Origin of the sequence: Prosthecobacter algae, from assembly GCF_039542385.1 — a bacterium.
GTDB classification, from domain to species: domain Bacteria; phylum Verrucomicrobiota; class Verrucomicrobiia; order Verrucomicrobiales; family Verrucomicrobiaceae; genus Prosthecobacter; species Prosthecobacter algae.
This window is the reverse complement of the sequence record NZ_BAABIA010000015.1, coordinates 1-23,689: the sequence shown is the minus strand read 5'-3', so window position 1 is coordinate 23,689 and position 23,689 is coordinate 1. Positions and strand designations below refer to the sequence as shown.

At 55.1% G+C, this 23,689-nt stretch carries 16 protein-coding genes; 9 read left to right on the top strand and 7 right to left on the bottom strand.

Going from position 1 to position 23,689, the window contains the following annotated elements; genetic code table 11:
* Window positions 1-10: 10 nt before the first annotated feature.
* Together ABEB25_RS23660 and ABEB25_RS23655 are read right to left on the bottom strand one after the other, a co-directional pair.
* Complete coding sequence (locus ABEB25_RS23660) at window positions 11-331, bottom strand: hypothetical protein (RefSeq protein ID WP_345738935.1); 321 nt, start codon at window positions 329-331, stop codon at window positions 11-13.
* Window positions 332-344: 13 nt separating this feature from the next.
* Window positions 345-3,476 carry a hypothetical protein gene (locus ABEB25_RS23655; RefSeq protein ID WP_345738934.1) on the bottom strand — a complete coding sequence of 1,044 codons (3,132 nt, stop codon included), beginning with the start codon at window positions 3,474-3,476 and terminating at the stop codon, window positions 345-347.
* A 126-nt stretch (window positions 3,477-3,602) separates the two neighbouring features.
* On the opposite strand from ABEB25_RS23655, the gene ABEB25_RS23650 reads away from it, so the two are divergent.
* A complete protein-coding gene (locus ABEB25_RS23650) occupies window positions 3,603-4,073 on the top strand; it encodes a hypothetical protein (protein WP_345738933.1) in 471 nt (156 codons plus the stop codon).
* A 6-nt stretch (window positions 4,074-4,079) separates the two neighbouring features.
* Here the strand turns inward: ABEB25_RS23650 and ABEB25_RS23645 are convergent, their stop codons facing one another.
* From ABEB25_RS23645 to ABEB25_RS23625, 5 genes are all read right to left on the bottom strand, one after another.
* On the bottom strand, window positions 4,080-5,549 hold the full coding sequence (locus ABEB25_RS23645) for an anthrax toxin-like adenylyl cyclase domain-containing protein (RefSeq protein WP_345738932.1): 1,470 nt from the start codon (window positions 5,547-5,549) through the stop codon (window positions 4,080-4,082).
* A gap of 402 nt (window positions 5,550-5,951) precedes the next feature.
* Window positions 5,952-6,419 (bottom strand): type III secretion system chaperone, encoded by a 468-nt coding sequence (locus tag ABEB25_RS23640; RefSeq protein ID WP_345738931.1) that lies wholly within the window; start codon window positions 6,417-6,419, stop codon window positions 5,952-5,954.
* Window positions 6,420-6,442: 23 nt separating this feature from the next.
* Window positions 6,443-6,868, bottom strand: a complete 426-nt coding sequence (locus tag ABEB25_RS23635; RefSeq protein WP_345738930.1) for a type III secretion system chaperone — start codon at window positions 6,866-6,868, stop codon at window positions 6,443-6,445.
* A gap of 141 nt (window positions 6,869-7,009) precedes the next feature.
* A complete protein-coding gene (locus ABEB25_RS23630) occupies window positions 7,010-8,434 on the bottom strand; it encodes a hypothetical protein (RefSeq protein ID WP_345738929.1) in 1,425 nt (474 codons plus the stop codon).
* A gap of 58 nt (window positions 8,435-8,492) precedes the next feature.
* Window positions 8,493-8,963 (bottom strand): type III secretion system chaperone, encoded by a 471-nt coding sequence (locus ABEB25_RS23625; protein ID WP_345738928.1) that lies wholly within the window; start codon window positions 8,961-8,963, stop codon window positions 8,493-8,495.
* A 192-nt stretch (window positions 8,964-9,155) separates the two neighbouring features.
* Here ABEB25_RS23625 and ABEB25_RS23620 point away from each other — a divergent pair, with 192 nt between their 5' ends.
* The 8 genes from ABEB25_RS23620 to ABEB25_RS23585 all read left to right on the top strand — a co-directional run bounded on the left by ABEB25_RS23620 (window position 9,156) and on the right by ABEB25_RS23585 (window position 23,619).
* Window positions 9,156-9,611, top strand: coding sequence for a type III secretion system chaperone (locus tag ABEB25_RS23620; protein ID WP_345738927.1), 456 nt, complete (start codon window positions 9,156-9,158; stop codon window positions 9,609-9,611).
* A 6-nt stretch (window positions 9,612-9,617) separates the two neighbouring features.
* Window positions 9,618-12,413 carry a protein kinase domain-containing protein gene (locus ABEB25_RS23615; RefSeq protein WP_345738926.1) on the top strand — a complete coding sequence of 932 codons (2,796 nt, stop codon included), beginning with the start codon at window positions 9,618-9,620 and terminating at the stop codon, window positions 12,411-12,413.
* Window positions 12,414-12,651: 238 nt separating this feature from the next.
* Window positions 12,652-13,386, top strand: coding sequence for a type III secretion system chaperone (locus ABEB25_RS23610; RefSeq protein ID WP_345738925.1), 735 nt, complete (start codon window positions 12,652-12,654; stop codon window positions 13,384-13,386).
* A 35-nt stretch (window positions 13,387-13,421) separates the two neighbouring features.
* On the top strand, window positions 13,422-15,557 hold the full coding sequence (locus ABEB25_RS23605) for a putative nucleotidyltransferase substrate binding domain-containing protein (protein WP_345738924.1): 2,136 nt from the start codon (window positions 13,422-13,424) through the stop codon (window positions 15,555-15,557).
* A 16-nt stretch (window positions 15,558-15,573) separates the two neighbouring features.
* Window positions 15,574-17,295 carry a tetratricopeptide repeat protein gene (locus ABEB25_RS23600; RefSeq protein WP_345738923.1) on the top strand — a complete coding sequence of 574 codons (1,722 nt, stop codon included), beginning with the start codon at window positions 15,574-15,576 and terminating at the stop codon, window positions 17,293-17,295.
* Window positions 17,296-17,513: 218 nt separating this feature from the next.
* Window positions 17,514-20,921, top strand: a complete 3,408-nt coding sequence (locus ABEB25_RS23595; protein ID WP_345738922.1) for a protein kinase domain-containing protein — start codon at window positions 17,514-17,516, stop codon at window positions 20,919-20,921.
* A gap of 352 nt (window positions 20,922-21,273) precedes the next feature.
* Window positions 21,274-23,115, top strand: coding sequence for an OmpA family protein (locus tag ABEB25_RS23590; protein ID WP_345738921.1), 1,842 nt, complete (start codon window positions 21,274-21,276; stop codon window positions 23,113-23,115).
* A 24-nt stretch (window positions 23,116-23,139) separates the two neighbouring features.
* Window positions 23,140-23,619: a hypothetical protein gene (locus ABEB25_RS23585; RefSeq protein WP_345738920.1), complete on the top strand. Its 480-nt coding sequence runs from the start codon at window positions 23,140-23,142 to the stop codon at window positions 23,617-23,619.
* The last annotated feature ends 70 nt before the right edge of the window (window positions 23,620-23,689 follow it).

Here is a 23,689-nt window from a genome sequence, read left to right as displayed (position 1 = left end):
ACGGTGCGGATTAAATACGGTAGCGATTACCGACGGCGCGGGTGCCCACTGCGACAGGGGATGGTTTGCTTTTAAAGGGATCCAGCTCGTCGATGCGGCGGTCGATCTGGCTGAGCTCTCCAATGAGTCGGCTAAAGATAATGCGGTGTCTTTCCGGCACCCGGTCGCTGAGCAGCGCCTGCTCTCCAGCTCCTGGCACCAGGCCGTTTTCATGATAAAATCTGTCCATGCGCTCCATGGCTGCCTTGCCTTGCGCCAGCAGCGCATCCACCTGCGCCAGATGCGCCTGGATTCGTTCGGTTTCGGTCAGTGCTGGTGGGGCTTGGCTCATGTCTGGAAGGGATTCACACCATCATGCCGGACTGCACGGCCCGGGAGACGAGGTTGCTCTGGCTTGCGGGGGTATTCTCTTCTGTGCTTCCCCACTCCATCCCCCAGTCTTTGCGGAGATCCTTCATTCGGTCATCAAAGTGCGCTTGCTGCTCATCGGAGAGATCATCGCCCTTCACCACCTCCCGCACGAGATCATCGGTCTCAATGAGCATAACAAACTTTTGCACTATTTCCTGTGATTGAGTAAAGAGCGAGCTCGCCTGGCTGAGCTGCCGCTGCTGTGTTTGCAGCGCCTTACTCAGGTTTTCCTCAATGATCTTCATCAGCTCGGGATCAGTCTGGAAATTACCCGTGATGGTGCCGAGCGCTTGTGATCCGCTTGGCTGGAAAACAGCGCCTGTTCCCGCACTCACTATGGAGGATGCCGGACTGTTATTGCCCACAAGGCCATAGGTGCCAAGCACCGAGAGGAGGCTCTGCAAACCGAGACCGATCTCCGGGGCCGTCGGTATCTGGGAGCCTGATGTGCCCGTGCTTTGCCCAGCGCCCGCAGAGCCCAGGGCTGCAAGTCCCTGAAGCACGAGCATCAATTGCTGGGAGGAGCGTGAGAGGTCCCGCGATGTACCTGGCGCTGTGCTCTGACCAGTGATTGTATCCGCTGTGCCTATCTGAGCCTTTCCGGATACAATGTCAGCCAACTGTGGCATCAAGCTCGGAAGCTGAGAGGCTGATTTCCCTGTCAACGACTCCAGCAACTGTTGTGCTGAAATTGGCAATGAAGGGAGAGTGCTGGACGGAGTCTGAGTCGGCTGTGGCGGAAGGCTGAGAGGACTTTCTGTCGCCCGATCCACTTGCTCAAGAATGGCACCAAGCTGCTCTAAGCTTCTCAGAAATTCGAGCAGTGAAGTCGCTGGTATTTGCGGGGAATTGGTCTCCAGCCCTTGCGGTGAGATGGTATTTTCTGTGTCCGTGGGAATGGGCTGACCCGTGGGTGCATTAACCGATGAGCCGGGTGTCTGAAGCAGATCTGTAAGGCTCTTTTGATTCGCAGGAGAAAAGACACCTAGCTGAGCCAGCGTGGTCAACAGTGCTTCCAGCCCTAGCGATAGATTCTGCGGGTTCACGCTCATAGGCGTGGCGGGATCCAGGGACGTCAGTTGAGTGAGCAAGCCTGCCAAAGCATTGTCTTCAGGTGCAGTAACTGACTCTGACTTCATCGTTGGAGTCAGGGAAATATCGGATAAGCTTTGTGAACCTTCGTTGACTGGTGTGGAACCTGTTTGAATCATTTCCTGATTCGTTCCTCCAGTCTCCAGCCCTGTGGTTGTGACTCCTGGTGGCTGCGGCGTCGGGGGCAGTTCGAGAATGTTCAAGTTGCCTCCTCCGAGAATACCTGAAAGCAGACGCCCGGCCCGGCGCAGACTATCCCCTAAAGGATCGTTGTTGGGTGTATTGGCAGGCTGCTCAGTGGTGGTGGGCGTCCCTGTTTCAGTCTGAGTGCCAGGTGAAAGTGATGACGAGGTCGGGGGTAAGGCCGGGACTAGGCCACCGCTCTGCGTTAAGGCGCTGAGCTGTCCCAGGACATTGCTGGCGCTGGTTTCAATGTTTCCTTGTAGCGGATCAATGAGCGTATTGCCTTGCAGCAGTTGCAGGGCGGCCACCAGACGTCTCTCAATGGCCTGCAACTCGCTTTTGGCGGCGGCATTATCCACCCCGCGCTCCTCAGTGCTTTTATCGGTTTGTTTGCGCAGTAACTCAATAATTTCATTGAGCTCATTAAGAGCCTGATTCGCCGCAGCGATCCTGGCCAGCGCTTGTTCGTAAGCTTCCTGTATCTGACGGATGTAGCTCTCGGTTTGAATCGCCACATCCATCAGCTCAATGTTGTTGAGCTTGCCATCGCCGTCGTAATCATAATCCGAAATTTCCATCTCGGTGATGAAAGCTTGGAAGTCGGATGAGATGGCCACATCGGTCGGGTCGAGTCGCAGCTCATTGCTTAGGGGTGAAGTCGCAATGATTTCGCGGCCACCGGCATCTCCCAAAAAGTTACCGTTGTTCCTCCACCTGCCCGCATTTCCATCCAGCTCAAGGATGTAACCATCGTTGGTGCTGCGGTCCGCATCACGGCCATTGAGCGTGGAGTAAGAACTCACGCTTGGCCAGGCATTGCCATTGAGATTGCCTATCGTGAAGGCATGCACTCCGCGGCTGATGAGCAAATCCCCAGGTGAACCGGGATTGACTGTGATCTTTGTCTGATTGGGCAATACAAAGGTGGAAGTATGGTCGAACTTCCAGCCCGCTCCTCCCTTGAGATTGTCCACGCTGCCATTGGGATGCACCAGGATGCCTTCACCTGCAGCATCCGTCAGGGTCCAGTAACCTGAATTGCCCCAGGTGGAAAGAGAGTAGCCACCGCTTAAATCATGCACCGTCGGCGTCTGGCTGCGGATTTGCACAATCGGTGCATAGTTGACAAAACTCAAGACGCTGCTGGCATGGTCAATCACCTTCTGCGCCTCTCTCATGACTTCATAAGTGGCATTGTAGCGGCTTGTTGGAACAGGGTTCATTCCGGAAAGCTGACCGAGAAGGTTGCTGGCATTGTTCCGGGCAGTGGTCGCATTGTTCAGCGCATTGGTGGCATGAAACTTAGCTGCGTTGGGATCAGCCTGATTCACCAGATAAGCCGCTGCCAGTTCCAGTTCATCCGCAGTTTGCTTCACGCTGTTTGCATAGCCCCTTTCAGGATTGGCGGAACCTGTGCCATTGACTGCATTTTGGGCCGTGGATTGAAGGTTCTGTGCCGTGGTGCGATACGGCCACCCCTGCGTTCTCATGCCATTGACTACTGCTGTGGTGTGCTGAGACTGGAGCCCCCCCGAAGCGGCAGTGAAGGGATCTTTTAATGCTTCGATGTTGGCTTCCTCAATCTTCAGAGAAGCTTCCTTCAAGCTCCGAATGGCCTGGGCATAGATGCCTGTCTCGGATAAAGTCTGCTCCAGACCCCGAAGGCCGCTGAGAGCTGATTGTGTGATCAGATCCTGATGCTGTGTAAAAATGCTGGAATAGGCCAATGAGCCATCCAGGGCGCCGGCACGCGCCGCGACACTGAGTTGATCAATTTTGAGGATTTCCATGGCTTCGTGGCTGCCCCTTTTTCAAACAGGACCGAAAGGGCTCATGAGTGAGTCCGCGAAAAACGGCGCTGGATTACAAGAAAGTTGCCAATGCGGGTGAATGGCCTGAGGAATCGCTCCGTCATCATGGCCCGCTTTTTTAAAGACTGCTTTACCCAATGGCTGGAGGCCCAGGGCTCCCCACCGGAGATTTATCAGCCAGGGGGCTTTTTTGGCTGCCCGCCCATGGGCTGGCAGCACACCCAACGTGGCACCGCCATCGTCTATGTGGTCCGAAAGGAGGAACCCGAGACGCTGCACATCATCATGTTCGAGCGGGAGCAAAATCGCAAAGGGCTCGGCAGTCCCTTTGCCACTCTGATCCGCTTCCTCCGCCTCATCCAGCGCAGCGATTCAGGCATTACCCATGTCACCGGTCGCATCAACGCCATCGAAGGCCGGCCTGCTGACAGCCTCGAAACTGAGCGCATGAAACCCTTCTACACGGCGCATCTCGGTGGTCATTACTTCACAGATGAGCAGGGCATCGAATGGGTGCGCGGCTCGGTGGCCGTGGCGCTTGAGACTCTGGCTAGCACACGTGAAAGAAGAAGCTGAAAATGGTCAACCGGTCGTCAATCCGAGATTGACCGCTGCTTGTTTCATATCGAAATCCAGTCGCGTGCCGCTGAATTTATCCTCCGGATTTTGGCCTGGATAAAAGGTTGTTTTTGTCGGCATCTCCCCAGACTGCTTGTATGACCGGTTGGTGTAAGTCAGAAAGTCATCTTGTTTTGCCGACCACATGAAGGCTTGAGTTTGTTCCCAGTTTTGGGTCATGAAGGTGTCGCCATTGGGCATGATGACGAAGACTTTTTCATCTTTCTCGGAGAACTGTGTATTGTCCTGCTCGGTACCGTGTTTGACCAAGTCGCCGCCTGTGTATCCATTCTCACCTTTTACGGAGTCATTGAGCTTGGTGCGAATTTCCCCCTGCCATTTGGTCAGACGGCCGAGCTCGGGATCCACTTTCTGACGGTCCTCCTGGCCGAGCAGTTTGCTACGCCCGTTATTGATGGTGGTTCTGATGATTTCACGGCTTTTGGACTTCAGTTGATCTTTGAGTTCCGTGACAGAATCCCCACTGGCCGTCCTGAGCTGCTCTTTCAATTCGCTGCGTTCTTTCATCAACAGGGCGAGTACGGGATCTCTGTCCAACGTTTTGCCTGCAAGTTTTCCATCGCCCATTTTCGGCAGCATGGCGAACATGTCGTAGTCGGCAGTCAGCGGGACCGGAGCATCTTCCTTTTTGGTCTTCCCTCCCATGACCTCCAGTTCCTTCCATTCTTTCACGGTCTCTCCCACCACTGGCTGCTTCCCCTCCAAATTCTTGTAGGAGACTTTGAAGCCTCCTTGATCTGGCTCCAATTTGAATACGTAGTTTTCATTTTTGCCACCGTTGAGAAAGTAGCGTTGACCATTTTCGGGGCTCTTTGACAATGGCTCGCCCATGTCATTGCAGGGGATGATGAGCTTGTTTTCGGTCAGGTAGTTCAATCGGTTATTGCTCAAAGTCAGTTGTGAGGAGCCGACCCGGTCCCCGTCATGCTCAAGGGAGTGCTGGTTGTCCTCAATGCCTTTGGTGATCGCTTTGGAGTCGTCGTGTTTTTTGCTCAGGTTCTGATCGCGTGCAATATAGCCGGACATGGGACCCCAGTCTGAAGACTTGCCATGCACATTGAGCCCCTTTGCGGCAGTGCCCTCTTCAAGAAGGCCCGTACTCATCTGATTCACCGGGCGGAACATCAGGATGGTATTTGTGTCCTTGGCCACTTGCTTAAACTTTTCCACATGCGAGCCCACGAGGCCGGAATCCTTGATCGCCTGCGCACCGGTGATCATGCCGCTGGACTTTAGCTTGTCGAGATGCCCGCAGAAAGCGGATGAGACGGGGACCAATGTCGCCCGCTGCGGCCCCGTGTTCTCTACCGTGACTTGCTGCGGACGTGGGCCGATGTCTTCGATGATCAACCTTTGCTGCGGAGCTAGTGAGATGTCCTGAATAACCGGATGTTCGGTGACCTGTCCGCCCATGGTGTGAAAATCACTGAATTCCAGGGTGTCCTTGGGCTTTGGAGGCACCCCCAGGGCATCGTCTTCAAACCCATCGTTGGATTCCAGGTCAATCTCTGACAGGCCCTCCAAAATGCTGTCCAGGGTGTTGGACATGCCTCGATTCAAGTGCTGGTCCACTCCGCTGCGGCGTTCGGGTGGTTCTTGAAGTTCGACCTGGCGTGAGGTCAGAGCCTTGTGCAGAGCAATAAAAGGCTGAGCTATGATGTCGCCCATCTGCTTGAGCGCCTGACCTGCGCTGACCACCATGCCTTTCAAAGTGGTAGCGATGTTATGACCAATGTTTTGCAGGGTTTGGTTCGCGACAGCAAGCCTGCCTTGGAGTGCCTGGAGATTCATCTTGGGAAGAGTGTCGTGGAAGGATTAGACGCGGAGCATGGAGGAGAAGGAAAGGTCAGTGGGGGTATCACTCCTCGACTTGGTGGCTTCAGCATTGGCGAGGCGCTGTTGCCAGAGTTTGGCGCTCTGCACCAAAGTCATCAGATGCTCAGATAACGACTCCAGATTCATGGGTTCAGTGATCAGAGAGGTGTGTAACAGAATGCTGGTTTCCGTCGCATCCAGAGACAGCACCGCCCCGCCGCTTGCCCGGCCCAGGTAGTTTCCCCGCAGCAGATGCACAAACTGGGCTTTGCGATTTCCGGCAGCGATAGAACCTACCAGCGTATGCAAGTGCAAGAGATCCGTGCGCTCAATGTCGGGCTCTAAAGTCACATGGGTGTCCTGATCAAACAGGAGGCCACAAGAGCCATCGGGCTCGATTGGCACTTCGGTCAGGCCCAGGTAGGTTATCAGGTGGGCAATGGCATTGCGAGCACTGTATGTGGCCATAAGCGGAGTGAATGAGTGAAGGATTAACCGAACAGTATGTCCTGATTTCTGCTAAAGGTAAGGTCGCCGCTTACCAACTGGTCTTCCCATCCATCGAGATAGTTCACGAACCGTTCAACCTCTTGGATGAAGCCCGTGAGGCCAACCGTCTCCATGTGGAGTCGACGCTCAAACAAAACTTCTCCCGCGGGGCTCAGAGAGAAATAACCCCCCCCGGTTTGCGAACCCAGAACGTTTGCTCGCAAGAGAGCTCCCAGGGATGCCGCATCTTCGAGATCGAGAAGCGAGACAACAGAACTCAAGTGCAGCGTTTGACCGTCGGGCAAAAGTTCAAAGTCCACTTCCAACCGTCCATCAAAGACCAAGCGGCAGGTGCCTTGTTCACTGAGCGCGAGTCCAGGTAAACCCAGCAAAAGTCCGGCTTCAAGAAGTGCGTCAGAGAGGTTCATGAGTGGGTTGTCATTCAGTTCATCCGCCTTGATGATCTGGCAATTACACAAAAGGCGATCTGCGGAGGTTCGTTGGCGTTTCGTGCACCTAACAGGGGCAAGTCATCGGCCGTTCCGAACGGTCTGGGGTTGGCTCTGATGCTACTTGTTGATGTCGATGAGTTTCATCTTGGTGCCAAGCATACCAAGCATGTGGGAGCGGTCGATGCTGCCTGGAGAGAATTTGCCCAGGTTTCGGCTTCCCTCACCCAGTCCGCCGAGCAAAGTTTTGGCTTTTTGTGAGAAGGTTTCGAGCTTCTCGCTCACTTGGTTCTTCTCTTGGGACGGGCTGACATCGGAATGTTTAGTCGGTATTGAGTAGGCCTGCCTGAAGTTAAATTGGCCAACCTTGACCAAAAGTTCGTTCTTAAATTGTTGCTTCTCGAAACGAATCTTTTTCTCGGTGAGATTGGGATCGTTGCGGGTGAGTTCCAACTGCATCTTGATCTCATTTTTTCGAGTCTCTATTTTCTCCAGCCCACCCTCAAAACCATTTTTCCGTATATTCCGTTCCTCTTTTTCGAGCCCCTTGAGTTCGGCCTTTAAGCTTTTGATGTCGTTTTTGGAGGGTACACTCTGGTCTTGATTGCGTAGCAAAAACTCCTCCGATGACATGAAGATGGGGGTTTGTCCCTCCCCCTTGCCAACCAACTTCACATCCACTTGCGAAAGGTCCACTCCCTGGTGTTCGAAGTGTTTTAGCGTCTGGGCTACCATGTTGTTATTTGGCTGGTAGTGACCAGAAGAGTCCGACACCTGGTGCAATTCGCCCTGCTTAATGACTAGTTCTCCTGCGCCTGCCACGGAGCCGCCCTTCACGAGGCTGGAGTGATTGACGAAATCCAGCGAGGTTTGGTCCCAGTCTTCGCCAGCGTTGTCGCTGATTTGTTTGGCCGCCCATGGGTCCACACTGCGCACGGTCCCCTTGTCTGAGACTGCAAAGATGTGCTTGCCCCTGCCTGCTGCAAGTTGTGTGCCGATCCCAGTCGGGCCGCTTTCTACAGTTTCAGTGCGCTCATCATTCTTATTAGAGACGATCTTTTCTTTGGCCGTGGTGTCTATCTCTACGCCCTCGTTGTTCACCAGCTTGCCGTCCTTGAAGAAGATTTCATGCTTGCCCATTTCTTCAGTATCCATGTAGCGGGTACGCAGAATATCGAGCTTCGGTGTCTCATTGCCCATCTCGTTTTGAAGCATCTTCTCCCAATTTTCAGGTGCGCCACGAAACTCGACGATCTCTTCCTCATTCTTATAATAGTCGGGCAGTTGTTTGGTTTCCAGCTTAGTGCTGGGGTCTAGCTTGGCTTTCTGCCCCAGCTTTTGTTCTAGCTTTTCAAAGACTTGCTCCTTTGTGGATTGCTGTTTCATCTGCGTTGGCATCAGCAGTCCAGAGGAATCGAAGTATTTGGCGTTGGAAAAAAGGCGCTCACCGCCGCTATTGCCGAGTTGTGACGTTTTTTCCTGGTTGTCGGTGCCTTGGGTTAAATTTGTGGAAGAGGTCTGACTGGGAACTAAGTTCAATTTCATACGATGAAAGGCAGAATGTTGATGAACTGTTTCGGTGGGAAAGGAGAAGGGTCAAAGGCTAGACGCGAATGGCTGCAGGCATCATTTCTCGATATTCGGATGAACTGGACGCGTCGTCCTCAAAGCCGACAGTAATGAGTTCACGCCAGACGAGGGCTTTCTGTGCAAATTCGGTTAGGAGACTTTGCAGGTTGTTCAAGTCCAGTGTGCTGGCGTTCGCCTCAAAGGTCATCGAAATGCTCCCATTGCTAGCGTCGAGCCCCATTTTCAAACAGCCAGTTTGCAACCAAATGAAGTTGTAATGCAAAAGAAAAGCGTACGTGGCAGCGAGTTTGTCTGGGGGCGGAGAGCCCAGTTCGACACTGAGCACAAGCTTTTCTTGATCCTCCAAATAATCTAGGTCGATGCCCAGGTTTTCATCTAGCAGCACATGCCAGGAGTCAGCCTCCAATTGCTGCACGATCATGACCTCCTCTGTCGCGGGTCCGATTTCTGCCAGTAGTTGCTTGAGATTGTCGATAGTGTTCATGGGTTGTGGAAGCAAAGTGACTTTTGCGGGCAGTCGTCAGCCGCCTGTTTCATCCATAACCGTTCTGCGGTCTGACATTACGCCTGCGAATTTTTTTATCGGTAGTTGGTAATCCGCATAGAGCTGACGGGTGATAGCAGAGAAGACTTGGCACCCTCGCCCGGTATGCCCGCCCTCCCATGCTTTTGATCCATGTCCCTCTCAGAAATACTTGCCTCCCTCCCTCCTGAACTCGGGCTTCAAGATCTCGCTAGCGATGCCAATGGCATCTGCGAACTGGCCGTAGATGACCGGTTAAAGATTCTCATCGAAGAGGAGCCTCAAACACTGAGCCTGCACCTTTACAGCGTCGTGGCTTCGGTGGCAGAGATGGATGCTGTTCCGGCGTTTGCCACGGTGCTTGAGGCGCAACTCTTTGGGCGGGAGATCGGCGAAGGCATGGCCTTTGGGTTGGATCAAGCGACAAGCGAAATCGTGCTTTGGCGCAAGATGTACAGCGGGAATCTGGAGCCCGATACGTTTGCCGAAGCGCTCACAGAATTCATCAATTGGGCTGAGCATTGGCAGACTAGGCTGGGCACAGAAGGGATGAGCCACAGCGATCTCAATCTGGAGTCAACAGCCAATGAATTCTTCATCCGCGCCTAACATTTTTTGGCCGGATGCCATTATCAAATCTATCCACACATGAATACTTTTGGAATTCTGGACCGGCAGTCCACAGTTCAGCTTCATCCTGTCAATGTCGAGCGCCAGCCTCAGCAAGGCCAGAAAGATCCCTCAATCGCGAATAGACAGTCGCGTGTGGCGCAGACCGCGATACTGACCCAGACAAAGAATGCAAAAGCCCTCACTGAGCGAAAGGTCACAGCAGGCAACTTGCTCAGCAAAAATGGACTCAAGACAGCACTCGGAAAAGCTTCCGGTTATGCGGGCCTCAAAGACAAGATGATGCGGTTAGCCTTTAAGCTAACCCACCCCAGCAGGAATGCGGATGCAGGCTTTGGAAGTCTGCACAAAAGCGCTCTGCGTCTGGCGGAGCAGTACCAAAAACTGGTGGCGAAAAACGCGCCTGCCTCTGAGAGGCTCAGCACCCTAAAATGCCTCGAGACCACCTTGCAAGTCATGCAGGAAAAGCATGTGGGGAAGAGTATTCTCAGGGGGCTGAAAACGGAAGAGGCCAGACAGGGGCCGATCCATGACATGCTTCAATTCGTGGGTCATGAGATCAGATGCCAGCCAGAGGTCCATCGGGCCAAGGCTTATGAGTTGATGCACCAGTATCAGGACCTGGTCCAGGCAGGTGGAAAGTCGGATAGCAACGGCATCCAAATGAAGCGGGAGCTGTTGGCGAAAGTGGAGGATCACCTCCTCACCGCACGGGAAGGCGGGGTGACCAAAAGCAATGACATGAAGTTGCTGGAGCTTGTGCAGAATGAAATAGGGCGGCTGAAGGAGCATGCACCGTTGGAAAGCGAGCTTTCGAAAGCTTTCACCGCCATTGCTAAAAACAAGGACAGCAAGCCCGAGGCTGAATTTGTCCTGTTTCGCGACAAGGAGGGGAACTTGCAAAAGCTCAAGCACGTCAATACCCGGCAAGTGGATCACGTGGCGGAGATGAGCACGCGCTTTAAAAGTCAAAACGAACAGGCTAGGCAGCAGCGCCTGCAAGTCATGGATGATCGTGAAGACCTGAACTCCTGGGCTAAGATTGATCAAATGATGGTCAACCATGGCATTGAAAATTTTGATCGCAGCCAGCTAAAATCGGTCGGGAATCAAATGCGTGTGTCTGATGGTCTGGCCGTGGCTCGGGAAGAATTTATTCTGGCTTCGGAGCATGACTCCGTCTCGGGCACGCTCGTCGAGATCCCCGAAAAGCTCCCTCTGCTGACAGATCAGGGGATGCCCGAGATGGAGCTGGACGCGAAACTAACTCAAAGCATTGCAGATTTGCTGGTTCGTAATGAAGCAACCGGTGATGTGGCCCAGGAATTGGGAGAATCAATCGCAGAGGAACTCCGCAAGCTGGATGCCCAGACGCAGTTAAGCTATGCCACCAGCGACGGCAAAATATTCAAGAGCGAGCTCCTTAGCAAGCTAGCGGCCCAATCCCCGCAACTCATGTCCGAAGGTGTGCCGGATCCGGAATCATACGGCTTCAAATTCAGTTATGACAGTGCCTCGCCAGAGATGCAGCAGTTCCTTGATCAAGTCTTTGCGCAAACGGTCTCGCGCCTTGGGGATCGTCAGATCGACTCGAATACGTTAGTCATCGGAGGTGAGCGCTATGAGCGGAAGAAGGAGCTGGGCGAGGGAAGCTTTGGCGTCGTTTCTCTTTATGAAAGTGCCTCTGGCCGGCAGATCGCGGTCAAAGAGTCTTTGAGCCAAGATCCAAACATACATGGCTACAATAAGAAGGCCGCCCAAGATCTCGCATGCCGGGAGGTGCGTGCGCACTATCAGGCGATGGGGGATGGCCATCCGAATGTGATCAATCTTGTGGGTGCCGTTCGCAACTCTGATGGTGACCTGCTCGTCGCCATGGAACTGGCGCCGAATGGAGATGTTCATCAAGCATCCCAGAAGATCGAGACGGCGCTGAAGGACGGTGCAATCAGCCAGAAAGCAGCCACCGTGTTGCGCCTGACTTTACTGCAAGATATGTTCAAAGGCATGCAGCACATGCAGGAAACGCGGGGCATGATGCACCTGGATGTGAAGCCGCTGAACTACTTCATTGGCCAGGATGGGACGGCGATGCTGGGCGACTTTGGCACATCAAAAAACAGCTCCACCGTCTGGGTTCAGGATATAGGCGTGGACAATCCACGTTGGCTGGCACCAGAGGTGGCGATTGACCGGGCAGATGCGGACACCGCCCGGAAGCAACTGCGCAATGAGCTGGAGATGAAAAGTGAGAAACTCATCAAGCAGGAATGGGAGACGATGCTCATTGATTTTGAAGAACGAGACGTTCCCGATTCTGCGCGATTGATTCAATGGCAGAAGCTAAACAAGGCCCACGAGATGAACATTGATAAAATCATCAATGCCATCAACTACGAGGTTACCCACAAGTCAGACACCTGGGCCCTCGGCATCACGGCCTATGAGATGTTTGTGAAGGAGTTACCCTTTGTCAGCTCGAAAGACCGGTTCGCTTTTCAAATGGAAAACCGTATCCGCGACTTCGGGCGCACCTCCGAAAACCGAATGCGCTCAACCGCTGAAGGCACGGAGGGGTTGACCTCCTTGGACCGTCTGCTGAACCAGATGCTGAAACCTGATCCGAAAGACCGCATCAGCCTGAGCGATGCACTTCAATCCAGTGTGTTTCATGAACCAGGTGTAGGCAGTGTGGAGGCTCGCGAATTAATCAAGGCCATTACAAATAAGAAACCAGACCCTACAATGATCAAGCAGCTCTCGGTAAACCTCGGTATATAAGCTGCCTGATGGGGGCGAAATTTACATCATCTGTGTCAGTGGCCGCCCGTTCATCGTGGTTGCCCATGGCTCTGGCGCTCCTGCTGGCCATGAGTACTTGGTGGCTTTGGCCGGAGGCATCTACGCTCTGGCGCAAGTTAATCGCAGTGGCCTTGAGCGAGAGCCTGGGTTTCCAGATAGCAACGGCCATGAGAGCTGCAAATCACAGCCGTGTAGCCGCTTACAAAGCTTGGCTGGAATGCGGTTCATTTCTCCTGGTGATGGCCGCCTTTCTCCACCTACCCGCCATGGAGGGTTGGTTGCTCCTTATGAGCGGTTGGGCATGGCGCTATTTGGTGGGGAATCTCTGGAGGTAAAAAGTGGCCGATTTCACGGGATAGCGGCCCATGCGTGGAGCATCCCAGCACAATATTTGGCAAGAACTGTAATCCTGATCTCGCGATTGCGGAATAACCTGTGGGCGCAGCGTGTCTGTGCCTTCAGCGCACCGCTGGAAACTTATAATATTAAGCATCAACTACTTCCCATGGATAGCAATGCCCTCTCAATCATGATCCAGGAGCTGGGCGAACACCTCGGTCTGTCAGGACTTGAGCTTGATGAAACCGCAGCCTGCTACCTGAGATTCGATGATCTTCTGCTCTGCCTCGAAGTTGATACGGCTCAGGAAAAAATGATGATTTATGCCCCGGTGGCAGAGCTTCCAGAGACGGATCGTGAAGACCTCCTGCTCTCGCTTCTCAAGGCAAACCTGTTCTGGGGGGAAACCGATGGCGCGACGCTGGCGGTTTCGTTGGCGACCAACAAGATCATCCTTCAAGGGGCACTGCCGCTGGCCAGCCTCACCTCTGCGGCACTCAGCAATCACTTGGAATCCTTCGTCAACCAGGCTGAAAGCTGGTCTGTGCGACTGGCAAGTTCTGAGTCGGATGACCGCAGCAGCGGGATTCTCGAGGTTCGACAGTTCGTCTGACACGATTTTGCCGCAAATCCTGCCTCCCTTTAATTATGAGCATTAGCATCAGCCAATTCCGGGCCATTTCACTTCAGGGTGAAGGCAAGCTGGCCGTGACCCCAAGAAACGAGCTGCAAACCAAAGGCACCGGATGGGGGCGAGTGGTCGAATGGGTTCGGGGAAAAACAGTGGATGGCAGGGAATCCAAAGCGGTCGAAAATAAACAAGTCAAAGAAGCATTCATCTCAGCTATCAAGCAAGAGTATGGCGACGTGATGGCGGAGCGGGCCACCCATGAACTTGGCAAACACAGCAGTCTAAAAGCCCGTACTGTCCAGGCCGTGCTCAAAAATGCCGAGGCGAACAAGACAGATTTCTTCAAGCTGCACAATGTGCGCTCATTGGAGAAGCAGGTTCAGGCACTGGTCTTGAAGCACGGCGGATTGGAAGCCATCTACAACATGGGGCAAACCGAGGCCAGTTTGACCAGGACCTATGGGGTCGAGCGGCCGGCGTATGATCCCAAGGTGGTTGGAAAGTTCATGGATGAAATGCTCTCCAAGCTTCCCGAACATAAGCTGCGCGATCCGAAATATCCGGTCTCGCTGGGCGATATTCAGCAGCATATGGGAAGGGCTGTCATTAAGAACATGTGGCAGAAAGGGGAAGCGGGCTTTGGTCCTGAGCAGATCAAGCAGGTTCTGGAGATCAAGGATCCTAGGACGAGAGTACAGGTGGGATCCAACCTGATGGCCATCGCATCCCTCGCCAGCCATGAAGTGCCTTCTTCCAGAGAGAAGATCACCCAGGCCACGATCAAATTCTTCCAGACGGTCTGCCTCAATCTGGACCAGCCGCTGGCCCGGGAGATCGCCATCAACGGAGCTTCCAACGGGCTACTTGCGCTCGACTTGGAGGGTGTGGCCGAGGCCTATGAGGAATCCGTCGGAGTGGGCAGCAAGCCTGCGGACAACATCAAGTTTTTCTGTGCGGCTGAGAAGTGCTATAAGCTCAGGGGTGAAGAAGAAGGTGGACGGAATGTGCTCAGTTCGATCACCAAGAGCCTGGAAAATTTTGTCCGGGAACAGTCGCCAATTGTGGACAACAATCAGCCTTTGAAACACCCGCCGGATGTGGGCAAAGACCGGGAACGGCTGGCTTCCATTCGCAACAATGCACACAAGCAGGAAATGGGTGGTGAAAACAGCATCTCCGGGCAGGTGGGTTCTTTCATTAAGGACCTCTACAAGCAGTCGCTGGAGGAGTTCGGAGTTAATTTGGAAAGCCAGACCTTCATTTTGTATGGATCAGGCAGCCGGGATGAGATGTTTCCGTTTTCCGACCTGGAATTTGCTGTGCTTACCGACAAGGACAGCAAAGAAACGGATCCGAACTTGATCAAGGCACTGGAATACTTTGAGATGCGGATCACCGCCCTCGGAGAGACGCCCATGGGCTTAGAACAGGACATTCCTATTCGAGAAGGCTTCTGCTTCGACCCCGGCGGCAATGCCCCATCCTCGATCCGGAGTGTCGGGACATTCGTTGGGACTGCGATCGAAGTTGCGAGGCAGATTGATCCGAAGAGCTTGATCATGGCAGAGGTGTTTTCATCAGCCAAATGCCTCATCGGCGGCAAAGACCGCTGCCAAAAATACAACGAGAACGTAAACAGCATTTTTGCAGAAAAGATCACCCCGAGGGGACCGACCAAAGGTCAGGAATATGCAATCAACAACCTCAATGATCATTTGCAGAAGATGGAGAAGCAGGGCAACCCGATCACGAAGAGGGACTTGTCCAATCTCAAGAGCATCAATGCCAAGGAGTTGTCTCGATTCCCGGTGTTCCTAGCATCCTCCCTATGCAAGTATCATGGCGTGTCAGCGGAAGTAACCAATACCCTGGATAGACTGAAGGTGCTGTTCGATAAAGGGGTTCTCAACGAGGGTGAATTGAAAGCGCTGGAAGCTGCTTTCAACGGATTTGGAAAGCTGCGGCTTTTGGCCGAAGTTCATCACCAGGGCCAGGAACACACCATTTATAAAGACCAAGTCAATGAAGCGCTTTCCCTGAACGGCAAAGAATGGCAGTCCATGCTTGAAGTGTTGGAACCCCTGCGTGGCATTTATGAAAAAGTCGTCCAATTTGTGGGGAATCCATCCGCCGTCTTTAAAGCTTCTTCATGATGCATTAATCACATGAATGACCGCCGGGATAAACATTGAAGCGGCGCTGGAACTGCATCGCTCGGGACGCGTGCAGGAGGCCTGCACCATTTATGCCATTCTGCTGCAAGCGGAACCTGGGAGTGCCGTTGCCTTGCAAGGGCTGGCAACTGCCCATGCCCAGCGCGGAGACTTTGTCGTCGCCGTCGAATTGTTTGACCGCGCGTTAAAACTAAAGCCAGACTATGCGGAGGCGCATGCAAATCGCGGCAATGTCTTGCGCTGCCTGGCGCGCTTTGAGGAGGCCCTGGAGTGTTATCATCGGGCCACTGAACTGAAGCCCGTCTTCGCCGAAGCCTATAATAGCCGAGGTGTGGTGCTACGAGATTTGAAGCGGCTGGAAGAAGCCTTGGCGAATCACGAACGGGCCATCGAGATCAAGCCCGACTATGCCAATGCCTGGATGAACCGTGGCATTGTGCTGCGCGAAATGGGCCGTTATCAAGAAGCGCTTTCCAGTTATGAACAGGTGATTGAAATGCGTCCAGAAGATGCGCAGACGTTTAACTACCAAGGCATGGTGCTCTATCGCCTCGAACGTTATGAAGAGGCCCTGGCGAGCTATCGGCAGGCCATCAGGCTAAGGCCAGACTATGCAGAAGCCCACTATCATCACAGCCTCGCACTGCGTGAAACACTCCGTGTGACGGAGGCTGTCGAAAGTTGTGACCGGGCGATTCAGGTCCGGCCCAGCTATGCAGAGGCATGGTGGAACCGGGCGGAGTTGCTGATCCTGGCTGGTGACTATCCACGCGGCTGGCGGACTTTTTCCTGGCGTTGGCGATCTGCTGAATATGGGAAGGTGCTTCGTCAGTTTGTTCAGCCTCTGTGGGACGGCACTGAGGATATTGCCGGCAAGACTTTGCTCGTGACTCTTGACGGCGGTTTTGGCGACACCCTCCAGTTTTGCCGCTATGTGTCGCTGGTTGTTCAAAGAGGCGCAGACGTTATTTTGGAGGTGCAGGCTGGGCTGCTCACACTGATGCAAGGCAGTTTTGATAATGTTTGTATCATCACAAACGGGCAGAGATTGCCCGCCTTTGATTGTAGCTGCCCGCTGATGAATCTGCCGGGTGCCTTTGCTCTAGCAATGAAGGATATCCCTGCTCGCCTTCCTTATCTCCAGGCCCCGCGAAAGCAGGTGGAGACGTGGGTACGACGGCTGGGCACTAGGACCAGGCCCCGCATCGGCCTTGTGTGGTCTGGCAGCACGGAGCATTCAAATGACCGGCAGCGCAGCATGACCCTGGCCACCATGGCGGCACTCCTAGACTGTGATGCAGAGTTTCATTGCCTGCAAAAGCAGGTTCGCGATGTGGATCGTCAAGCCATCGTTGATTTGCCGATTCATACCTGGGAGGAAGAGCTGTCCAATTTTTCAGAGACTGCAGGTCTAATAATGGCGTTAGATCTCGTCATCAGTGTGGATACCTCAGTCGCACATTTGGCGGGTGCATTGGGAAGACCTGTCTGGGTTATGCTGCCCCATGTCCCAGACATGCGCTGGTTATTGGAGCGCGATGACTCTCCTTGGTATCCAGAGATCATGCGTCTTTTCCGTCAGCCCTCACGCGGAGCGTGGCCGAGGGTCATTGCCCGTGTTAGTGAGGAATTGAACCGGTTTATCCAATCCCAGAGCCCCCCGGGAGCAGAAATTTCTTCACCGCCAATTCCACCTGCGATGGCAGCCAATTTTTAGATGGGCTTTATTCATCACCCAAAGAATCCTGATTCAGCAGCCCTGCTTTTGATTTACCTTCACACGATTCATGATCTTACATGCCAGAAGCCTTGCCCCATTCCAAGCCTGTAACTGAAATGCGCTGTGCTGTTTGTGACGCACGGATTTCGCCTTCTGGCACCTGTTCACAGTGTCTTCTCCGCTTGGCAATAGGGGGGAGCGGCCCTGATGACGACATGTTGCTGAATGCTCTGCGCTGGCAGGGGGTTGGCGACTACGAAGTCATCGAGGAAATTGACCGCGGTGGAATGGGCGTCGTGTATCGCGCCCGGCAGCGAAGCCTGGAACGTGAAGTCGCGCTCAAGATGATCCTGGCCGGCGAATTGGCCGACAGGAAGGCTCTCCGCATGTTTCGGACGGAAGCCCAGGCGGCTGCGAACCTGCACCATCCCAACATCGTCCCCGTGTATGAGATCGGTGAGCATGAAATGCAAAACTACTTTACCATGCGGTACATCCCAGGTGGGCTTACCGTGGCTGATTGGGCCGTATCTCACCGCGGAGATTCGCGTGCCATTGCCGCCGTGGTAGCCAAGATCTCCCGCGCAGTGGCACATGCACATGAGCGCGGAGTGCTCCATTGCGACCTCAAGCCATCAAATGTTTTATGGGATCCCAGGGGAGAACCCATGGTCACGGATTTTGGACTTGCCCGGTTGTTGGACCGTTCAGAACCAGCAGCTACTTACACGGCCGCAATTGCGGGTAGCCCGTGCTACATGGCCCCGGAACAGTTCGAAGGGAAGACGGGCAGTGTCACCACAGCCACTGATATCTATGGGACGGGTGCGCTCTTGTATGAGATGCTTTCGGGGAAGCCCCCCTTCGATGGCGGATCGACTTTAGAGATCATGCGAAAGGTTGCTCAGGAATCGCCGCGCGTGCCTGTATCCATTCCGAAGGATCTTGAGGTCATCTGCATGAAGTGCCTGGAAAAGAGGCCTGAGGACCGGTATTCCAGCGCGGCAGCATTAGCAGATGATCTTGAGCGTTTCGTTCGCGGCGAACCGGTTTCCGCCGTACCTCTGAGCTGGACTCAGACCTTATGGCGCTGGGCTTTGAGGAAGCCGCGTTCCGCTGCTTTATTGACGGTGTGCACCATTTCCATTCTGTTTGGCATGACGGGAATCATCATGCAGTGGTTGACGACTCAGCGTGCGAATCGTGTACAAGCCGAAGCTCTCGAACGTGTTCGCTGGCAGGAGATTGAGCGTTGGCAGGAAGAGGGGAAAGTGTCCAAGGCGCTTTCTTACCTTGCTAACTTGGTGCGGCAAAAGCCCGGCCATTGGCAGGCTGCCATGTATGCCATGTCCATTGTGGACCAAACCTCCATTGCTGTGCCCGCCGGTCTTGATATCACCCCTCCGGCCAGATCCACGGCCTCCGCACGATTGGCTTTCGATGGCCGATGGATCTTCACGGCCGGCAGTGATGCCTGTGTGCGGCAATGGGAGTCCAGCAGCGGAAAAGAAGTCCGTCAGTTTCAGATGAAAAGTTTGGTCACAGATCTCGCAACAGGGAGCTTGACCCCCCTGGCCCTGGCCACGCAGAATAATGAAATTGCCGTTTTGTCGAAGCTCGATGGAGAGCTTGTCACTTTACCTCGGACCGTCTCCATGCCCGCAAAGAAACTGGGCTTCTCTGCCAGTGGTCGTCTGCTGGTGGCCATGTCAGCATCAAAATTTGAGGTCTGGTCAGTGGAATCCTTATCGGCTTCGGCTGCCCCTCAAATCCTGAATCTGGAAGAGGAAACGAAGGGGATGATGATTTCTGCAGATGGATCGTACTTGCTCGGTTGGGGCAAAACGAAGGCTTGCATCTGGGAAACGGCTACCTCTGAAAAGCTCTTGAGCCTCCAAGCGAATGAGGTGTTTTACAATGCTGCCCTATCGGCGGATGGACAGACGGCTGCCATTATTGATGGTTTGCACCATGTGAGAATATGGAACATCTCCCAAAGGACTGAAGAGAACGTCGTGGAGAGCCCTCTTTCTTCCTTTGATCATGTCTGCCTGAGCACCGACGGCAGCCGTTTAACGATGGCAGGTAACGGGAATGAACTCTGGTTTTATGATACTAAAACGGGCTTGCCTGTGAATGTCGCCACAAGGCACCATTACAATGTCCGCAAACTGGTGACGGATATCCAGGGGAAGTATGTGTATAGCTATGGTAACGATAACTCCATGTGTGTGTCTGACGCCGCCACCGGGGAGTCCGTGATTGATTCGGTCCAACTTGGACACGTTCAGGATGAAGCTGACATTCATCCGTCAAATGACGGGCGCACCATTTTGGTCCACGGCCGGGTCAATAAGCCTTTCCATGAAACCATCAGCCTTTGGCAGGGGACTGCCCGGGTGCAGCCGGTCCGCCATCGGGTCGACGGGCAGCGGGATTTTCATTTCAGCCGTATGAGTCCTGACGGCCGTTTCGGTTGTCTAGGGCTGTATCCGGGAAACCGGTGCCATGTCTATGATCTCAGCAGCGGACAGGTCCTGCTGGACAAAAAGGCCCATGGCAATGTGTATGTCACCCTTTTCTCTCCGGACGCAAGCAAGTGCTATGCGCTGACGGCGAATGGCTGGCTCCACGGCTGGTCGATGGCCACCGGAGAAGAGCTTTGGCCGCCTAACAATCAGCCTGGCAAAATACGTCCTGCCGTGATCACCCAAGATGGCACGCGAATCATTGCAGGTCACAACGATGGACATATACGCATTTACGATACGACGACCGGAAAAGTCATTCAGGTATTGGACCATCCTGGCGAAGTCAAAACACTGAGGCTGGCTCCCAATGGCCGGGAGATTTTGCTTTCAGGATCCACAAATCAACTGGCTCATACCTGGGACCTACGCACAGGCCAAAAGCTGCAAACTTTTGAAGGCCATCAACACACGATCATCGCCTCCGGCTGGAGTCCAGGGGGACGGTATGTGGCGACTGCATCCTATGACCGCACCGCTCGCATTTGGGATGTGATCACCGGCAAGCCAGTTGGATCCCCCATGCAGCATCAGGCCTGGCTTTCCCATCTGGAGTTCAGCCCTGACGGGCGTGTCCTCGCCACCGCATGCCGGGATGGCACTGCCCGATTCTGGGACGCCAAAACAGCCAAGCCCGCCTCCCAGTGGATGGAACAAGGGTCCACTTGTGAAACTGTCCGCTTTACCAAGGATGGTTCGGCGCTGCTGATTCGCGATCACGCTGGCTTTCGATTTTGGGATACTGAACGCGCAGAACCCATCTCCGTTCATTATCAGGAGCCGGTTTCGGGTGGTCTCGGCATGGATAGCGAAAGCCACCGGTCCATCATGAGGGAGGATGGTTCTGGGGTCTATCTTGCCAGCAGTATGAATTACGGTGCCTTATGGGATATTCCCCAGCCAAGGGGAAGCGTACCATCGTGGTTCCCAGATTTTATTGAAGCTCTCGCGGGACTGCGTTTCAGCAATCCAGAAGAAGCAAGCCAGGTCCGCGCTGAATGGTTGCCACTGAAAGCGAAGCTCCTTCAGAGCAAGGATCAAGGGGTGTTCAGCGTTTGGGCACGAAAGAGACTCTCAAGCAATCCTGACCGATAAGATTTTTCGACTTAAGTTGTCATCTCTTTAGAAAAAGCCAGATGCAAGAGCTGGCCGCTGAGCTGGACACAGAATGACGACGTCTTCGGTATGGGCATCGGCTGGCAGTGGTGGGTGATTGATCCGCCGGTGGCCGAGTGGCCAGACACTGACGACCCGTTAACTGGCTGTACCAGTTCCAAGGCACAGAGGAAAATAAACCGCTTGGGGGCAGGCCGCTATTGGCGGGAGATACGATTATGAAACAGCGGCTGGGCCAGGGGCAATGATGGGAGCGAGCTACAACGCCCATGAATGCTCCAACCGCCAACCCTCCAGTCTGCCTCATCGACCTGCCCCGCCCTTTTACCCCATGAAACGATTCATCCCATCTGCCTTTGCCACGCTTGCCATGCCATTTTTGGCGATGGCGCAGTCCGCCGCTCCGGCTCCAGACGAAGACAAGCAGCGGGTCCCGGAAGCCCCCGTCCCGGTTCCTAAAACTGTCGTGCCGGAAGCACCCCCTGTGGTGACGCCGGAGCGTGCGCCTGCTGCGGTGCCTGCCGTTCCTGGTCGGCGTGAAAAACCTGCTGCCCCTGGACAAGCTCGCCCCGAGCGCTCGGGGCCTCCTGGGGCTAACCGTCGCGGCCCTTCCGAAACTGAACGTCCTGGCGCTCCTGAACGCCGCAGGGCACCCAAAGCGAAAGGTCAAACGGGCGAGCCAGAAGCTCCGGCCCCGGCTCCTGGCGGCACTGCACCGGAAGGGAATCCATCTGGCAAGCTCGACCGCAAGGCACCGGCTCCAGGCAGGGAAAGGCCTTCGACTCGCCCGGCTGAAACCCCTGATACACCACCGACCACTCGCGAGATGCCGCCAGCCACTAGCGACACCCCACCGGCCCGCCCTGGGACCCGTCCCGTGCCTGGGAAAAGACCTACCGCTCCGCAGGACAAAGGTGTTGATCCCACGGTACCCCCAACGCCAGCCCCTGGTGCCCCGATGCCTGGCGAGACGCCTACTCCCGCTATCCCTGGTGAACCTAAATCCACAGAGCGGCCCGGACAGCCCGAGCGGCCTGGACAGCCAGAACGGCCTGGACAGCCAGAACGGCCTGGACAGCCAGAGCGGCCTGGACAGCCAGGGCGACCTGGACAGCCAGAACGGCCTGGAATGCCTGGGCAAGCAGAGGGGCGCGAACGACCTGGACAAGCTGAGGGTCGCGAGCGGCCTGAACGCCCTGCCGCGCAGAAGCCCCCGACGCAGGAGACTGCCGAAGTGCTTGCCGATGAGCCCAAGCGTGACCGCAAGGCCGATGCCGCCCAGGCGCGGAAGATCGAAACCCCTGAAGATGCCAAGCGCCTGCTCCTGAACATCCTCGGTGGCGGTGCTGCCCGAGCAGACTCCGATGATCGTCGTGGTCCCAATGATCGTTCTGATCCAAGGCGTCGCCGGGACGGCTCCAGGCCCAGCTACCGCCCCTCCTTTGAGGAAGTGGGCCGGACCCAGCAGGACCGTGATCGCGCGGTCAGTATTATCGTGGACAGGTTCCAGGGCCGCGCCCCGCAGGCGGCACCTTCCGGCAGCGGTTATCGCGAACGCCGAATCTTCGAAACCACTGAGACCCAGCGGCGCACCCAGTTTTACGACGGTAACCGTCGGGTGATCCGCTACTCTTCCATGCAGGAGATCCCGCCGATCATCGTCGCCTCCCAGGAGCTTAACCGGGTCCAGCTCCTCCCCCACGCGCAAAGCACCTACCGCGTCATGCCCCAGGCAGCCCAGCAGGAGCGTTACCAGAACGACATCCCCGCTTCCTACACCACCGGCGATGCCTATGCGGTCTCCTACAGCGTGGACCCGGATTCGGCCATCAGCACGGATGCCATCCTCTTTCGCCAAGGCTCCACGGACTTCGCCGATGCCTATTCCTATGACCTGGTCATCGACATGGCCAACGCCATGAAAGCGCCGGCCCTTGCCAATGACACCTTCGTCATCGAAGGCCATGCCTCCGCCGAAGGTGACTATGGGCAGAATCTCCAGCTTTCCCAAGAACGCGCTGAGCGGATCTCCCGAGAGCTGGTTTATCATGGCGTCAGTGCCGAGCGTCTCATGCCTGTGGGCTATGGTGAAGCCGAAGCCTCTTCTCCGGCCGATGCCAACGAAGCGTCTCGCAGTCTGGACCGCCGGGTCGTCGTCTTCCGCATGCGCTGAAGCATCCTTCCATTCCGCCAACGGATGTCCCGGACAGGCCCACCCAGAAAGGGGCTTGTGTGGGCAGGCGAGGGGCTGTCGCTGTCGGTGGTGAGGCTGCCGGATGGCATGCGGCTTTATCTGGCTAATACACATCTGCACGCCCGCTACGGGCCGGAGATGTATCACGCCACGCAGCTCGCCCTGGCGGGTCAGCTTCTGCCTTGGGTGCAGCGCGTGAAGGCCACGGGATGGCTGGCGCTGTGGATGAGGGATTGGAACAGCCGTGTCACGACGGATGTCATGATGCCTCTGCAAGAGGCCGTTTCCTGGCAACTGCTCAACACGGAGAATTCTCGGATGGATCATCTGTTTGGCAGCGGCCTGGGTTGGGATTGGGAGGTGATTTCCCAAGGGAAGTTAAATGGGCATCTGGCGGATGCGCCGGAGGCGCCGTGGAGTGATCATGAGGCGTGCTGGGTGGATGTGGAGTTGCGGCGGGGGCTTAACGGGAGTGGGCCGTGAGGTGTCGGCGGCGGGGGCGAGTGATGGCAGGGAAGGGACGGGGGAGTTTGGCGCTGGGCAGGGCAGTGAC

Excerpts from the sequence above, each read along its gene's own strand:
- ABEB25_RS23660 (WP_345738935.1), bottom strand. The coding sequence starts at position 331 with ATGAGCCAAGCCCCACCAGCACTGACCGAAACCGAACGAATCCAGGCG.
- ABEB25_RS23655 (WP_345738934.1), bottom strand. The coding sequence starts at position 3,476 with ATGGAAATCCTCAAAATTGATCAACTCAGTGTCGCGGCGCGTGCCGGC.
- ABEB25_RS23650 (WP_345738933.1), top strand. The coding sequence starts at position 3,603 with ATGGCCCGCTTTTTTAAAGACTGCTTTACCCAATGGCTGGAGGCCCAG.
- ABEB25_RS23645 (WP_345738932.1), bottom strand. The coding sequence starts at position 5,549 with ATGGGCGGACAGGTCACCGAACATCCGGTTATTCAGGACATCTCACTA.
- ABEB25_RS23640 (WP_345738931.1), bottom strand. The coding sequence starts at position 6,419 with ATGGCCACATACAGTGCTCGCAATGCCATTGCCCACCTGATAACCTAC.
- ABEB25_RS23635 (WP_345738930.1), bottom strand. The coding sequence starts at position 6,868 with ATGAACCTCTCTGACGCACTTCTTGAAGCCGGACTTTTGCTGGGTTTA.
- ABEB25_RS23630 (WP_345738929.1), bottom strand. The coding sequence starts at position 8,434 with ATGAAATTGAACTTAGTTCCCAGTCAGACCTCTTCCACAAATTTAACC.
- ABEB25_RS23625 (WP_345738928.1), bottom strand. The coding sequence starts at position 8,963 with ATGAACACTATCGACAATCTCAAGCAACTACTGGCAGAAATCGGACCC.
- ABEB25_RS23620 (WP_345738927.1), top strand. The coding sequence starts at position 9,156 with ATGTCCCTCTCAGAAATACTTGCCTCCCTCCCTCCTGAACTCGGGCTT.
- ABEB25_RS23610 (WP_345738925.1), top strand. The coding sequence starts at position 12,652 with ATGCGGTTCATTTCTCCTGGTGATGGCCGCCTTTCTCCACCTACCCGC.
- ABEB25_RS23605 (WP_345738924.1), top strand. The coding sequence starts at position 13,422 with ATGAGCATTAGCATCAGCCAATTCCGGGCCATTTCACTTCAGGGTGAA.
- ABEB25_RS23600 (WP_345738923.1), top strand. The coding sequence starts at position 15,574 with ATGACCGCCGGGATAAACATTGAAGCGGCGCTGGAACTGCATCGCTCG.
- ABEB25_RS23595 (WP_345738922.1), top strand. The coding sequence starts at position 17,514 with ATGTTGCTGAATGCTCTGCGCTGGCAGGGGGTTGGCGACTACGAAGTC.
- ABEB25_RS23590 (WP_345738921.1), top strand. The coding sequence starts at position 21,274 with ATGAAACGATTCATCCCATCTGCCTTTGCCACGCTTGCCATGCCATTT.
- ABEB25_RS23585 (WP_345738920.1), top strand. The coding sequence starts at position 23,140 with ATGTCCCGGACAGGCCCACCCAGAAAGGGGCTTGTGTGGGCAGGCGAG.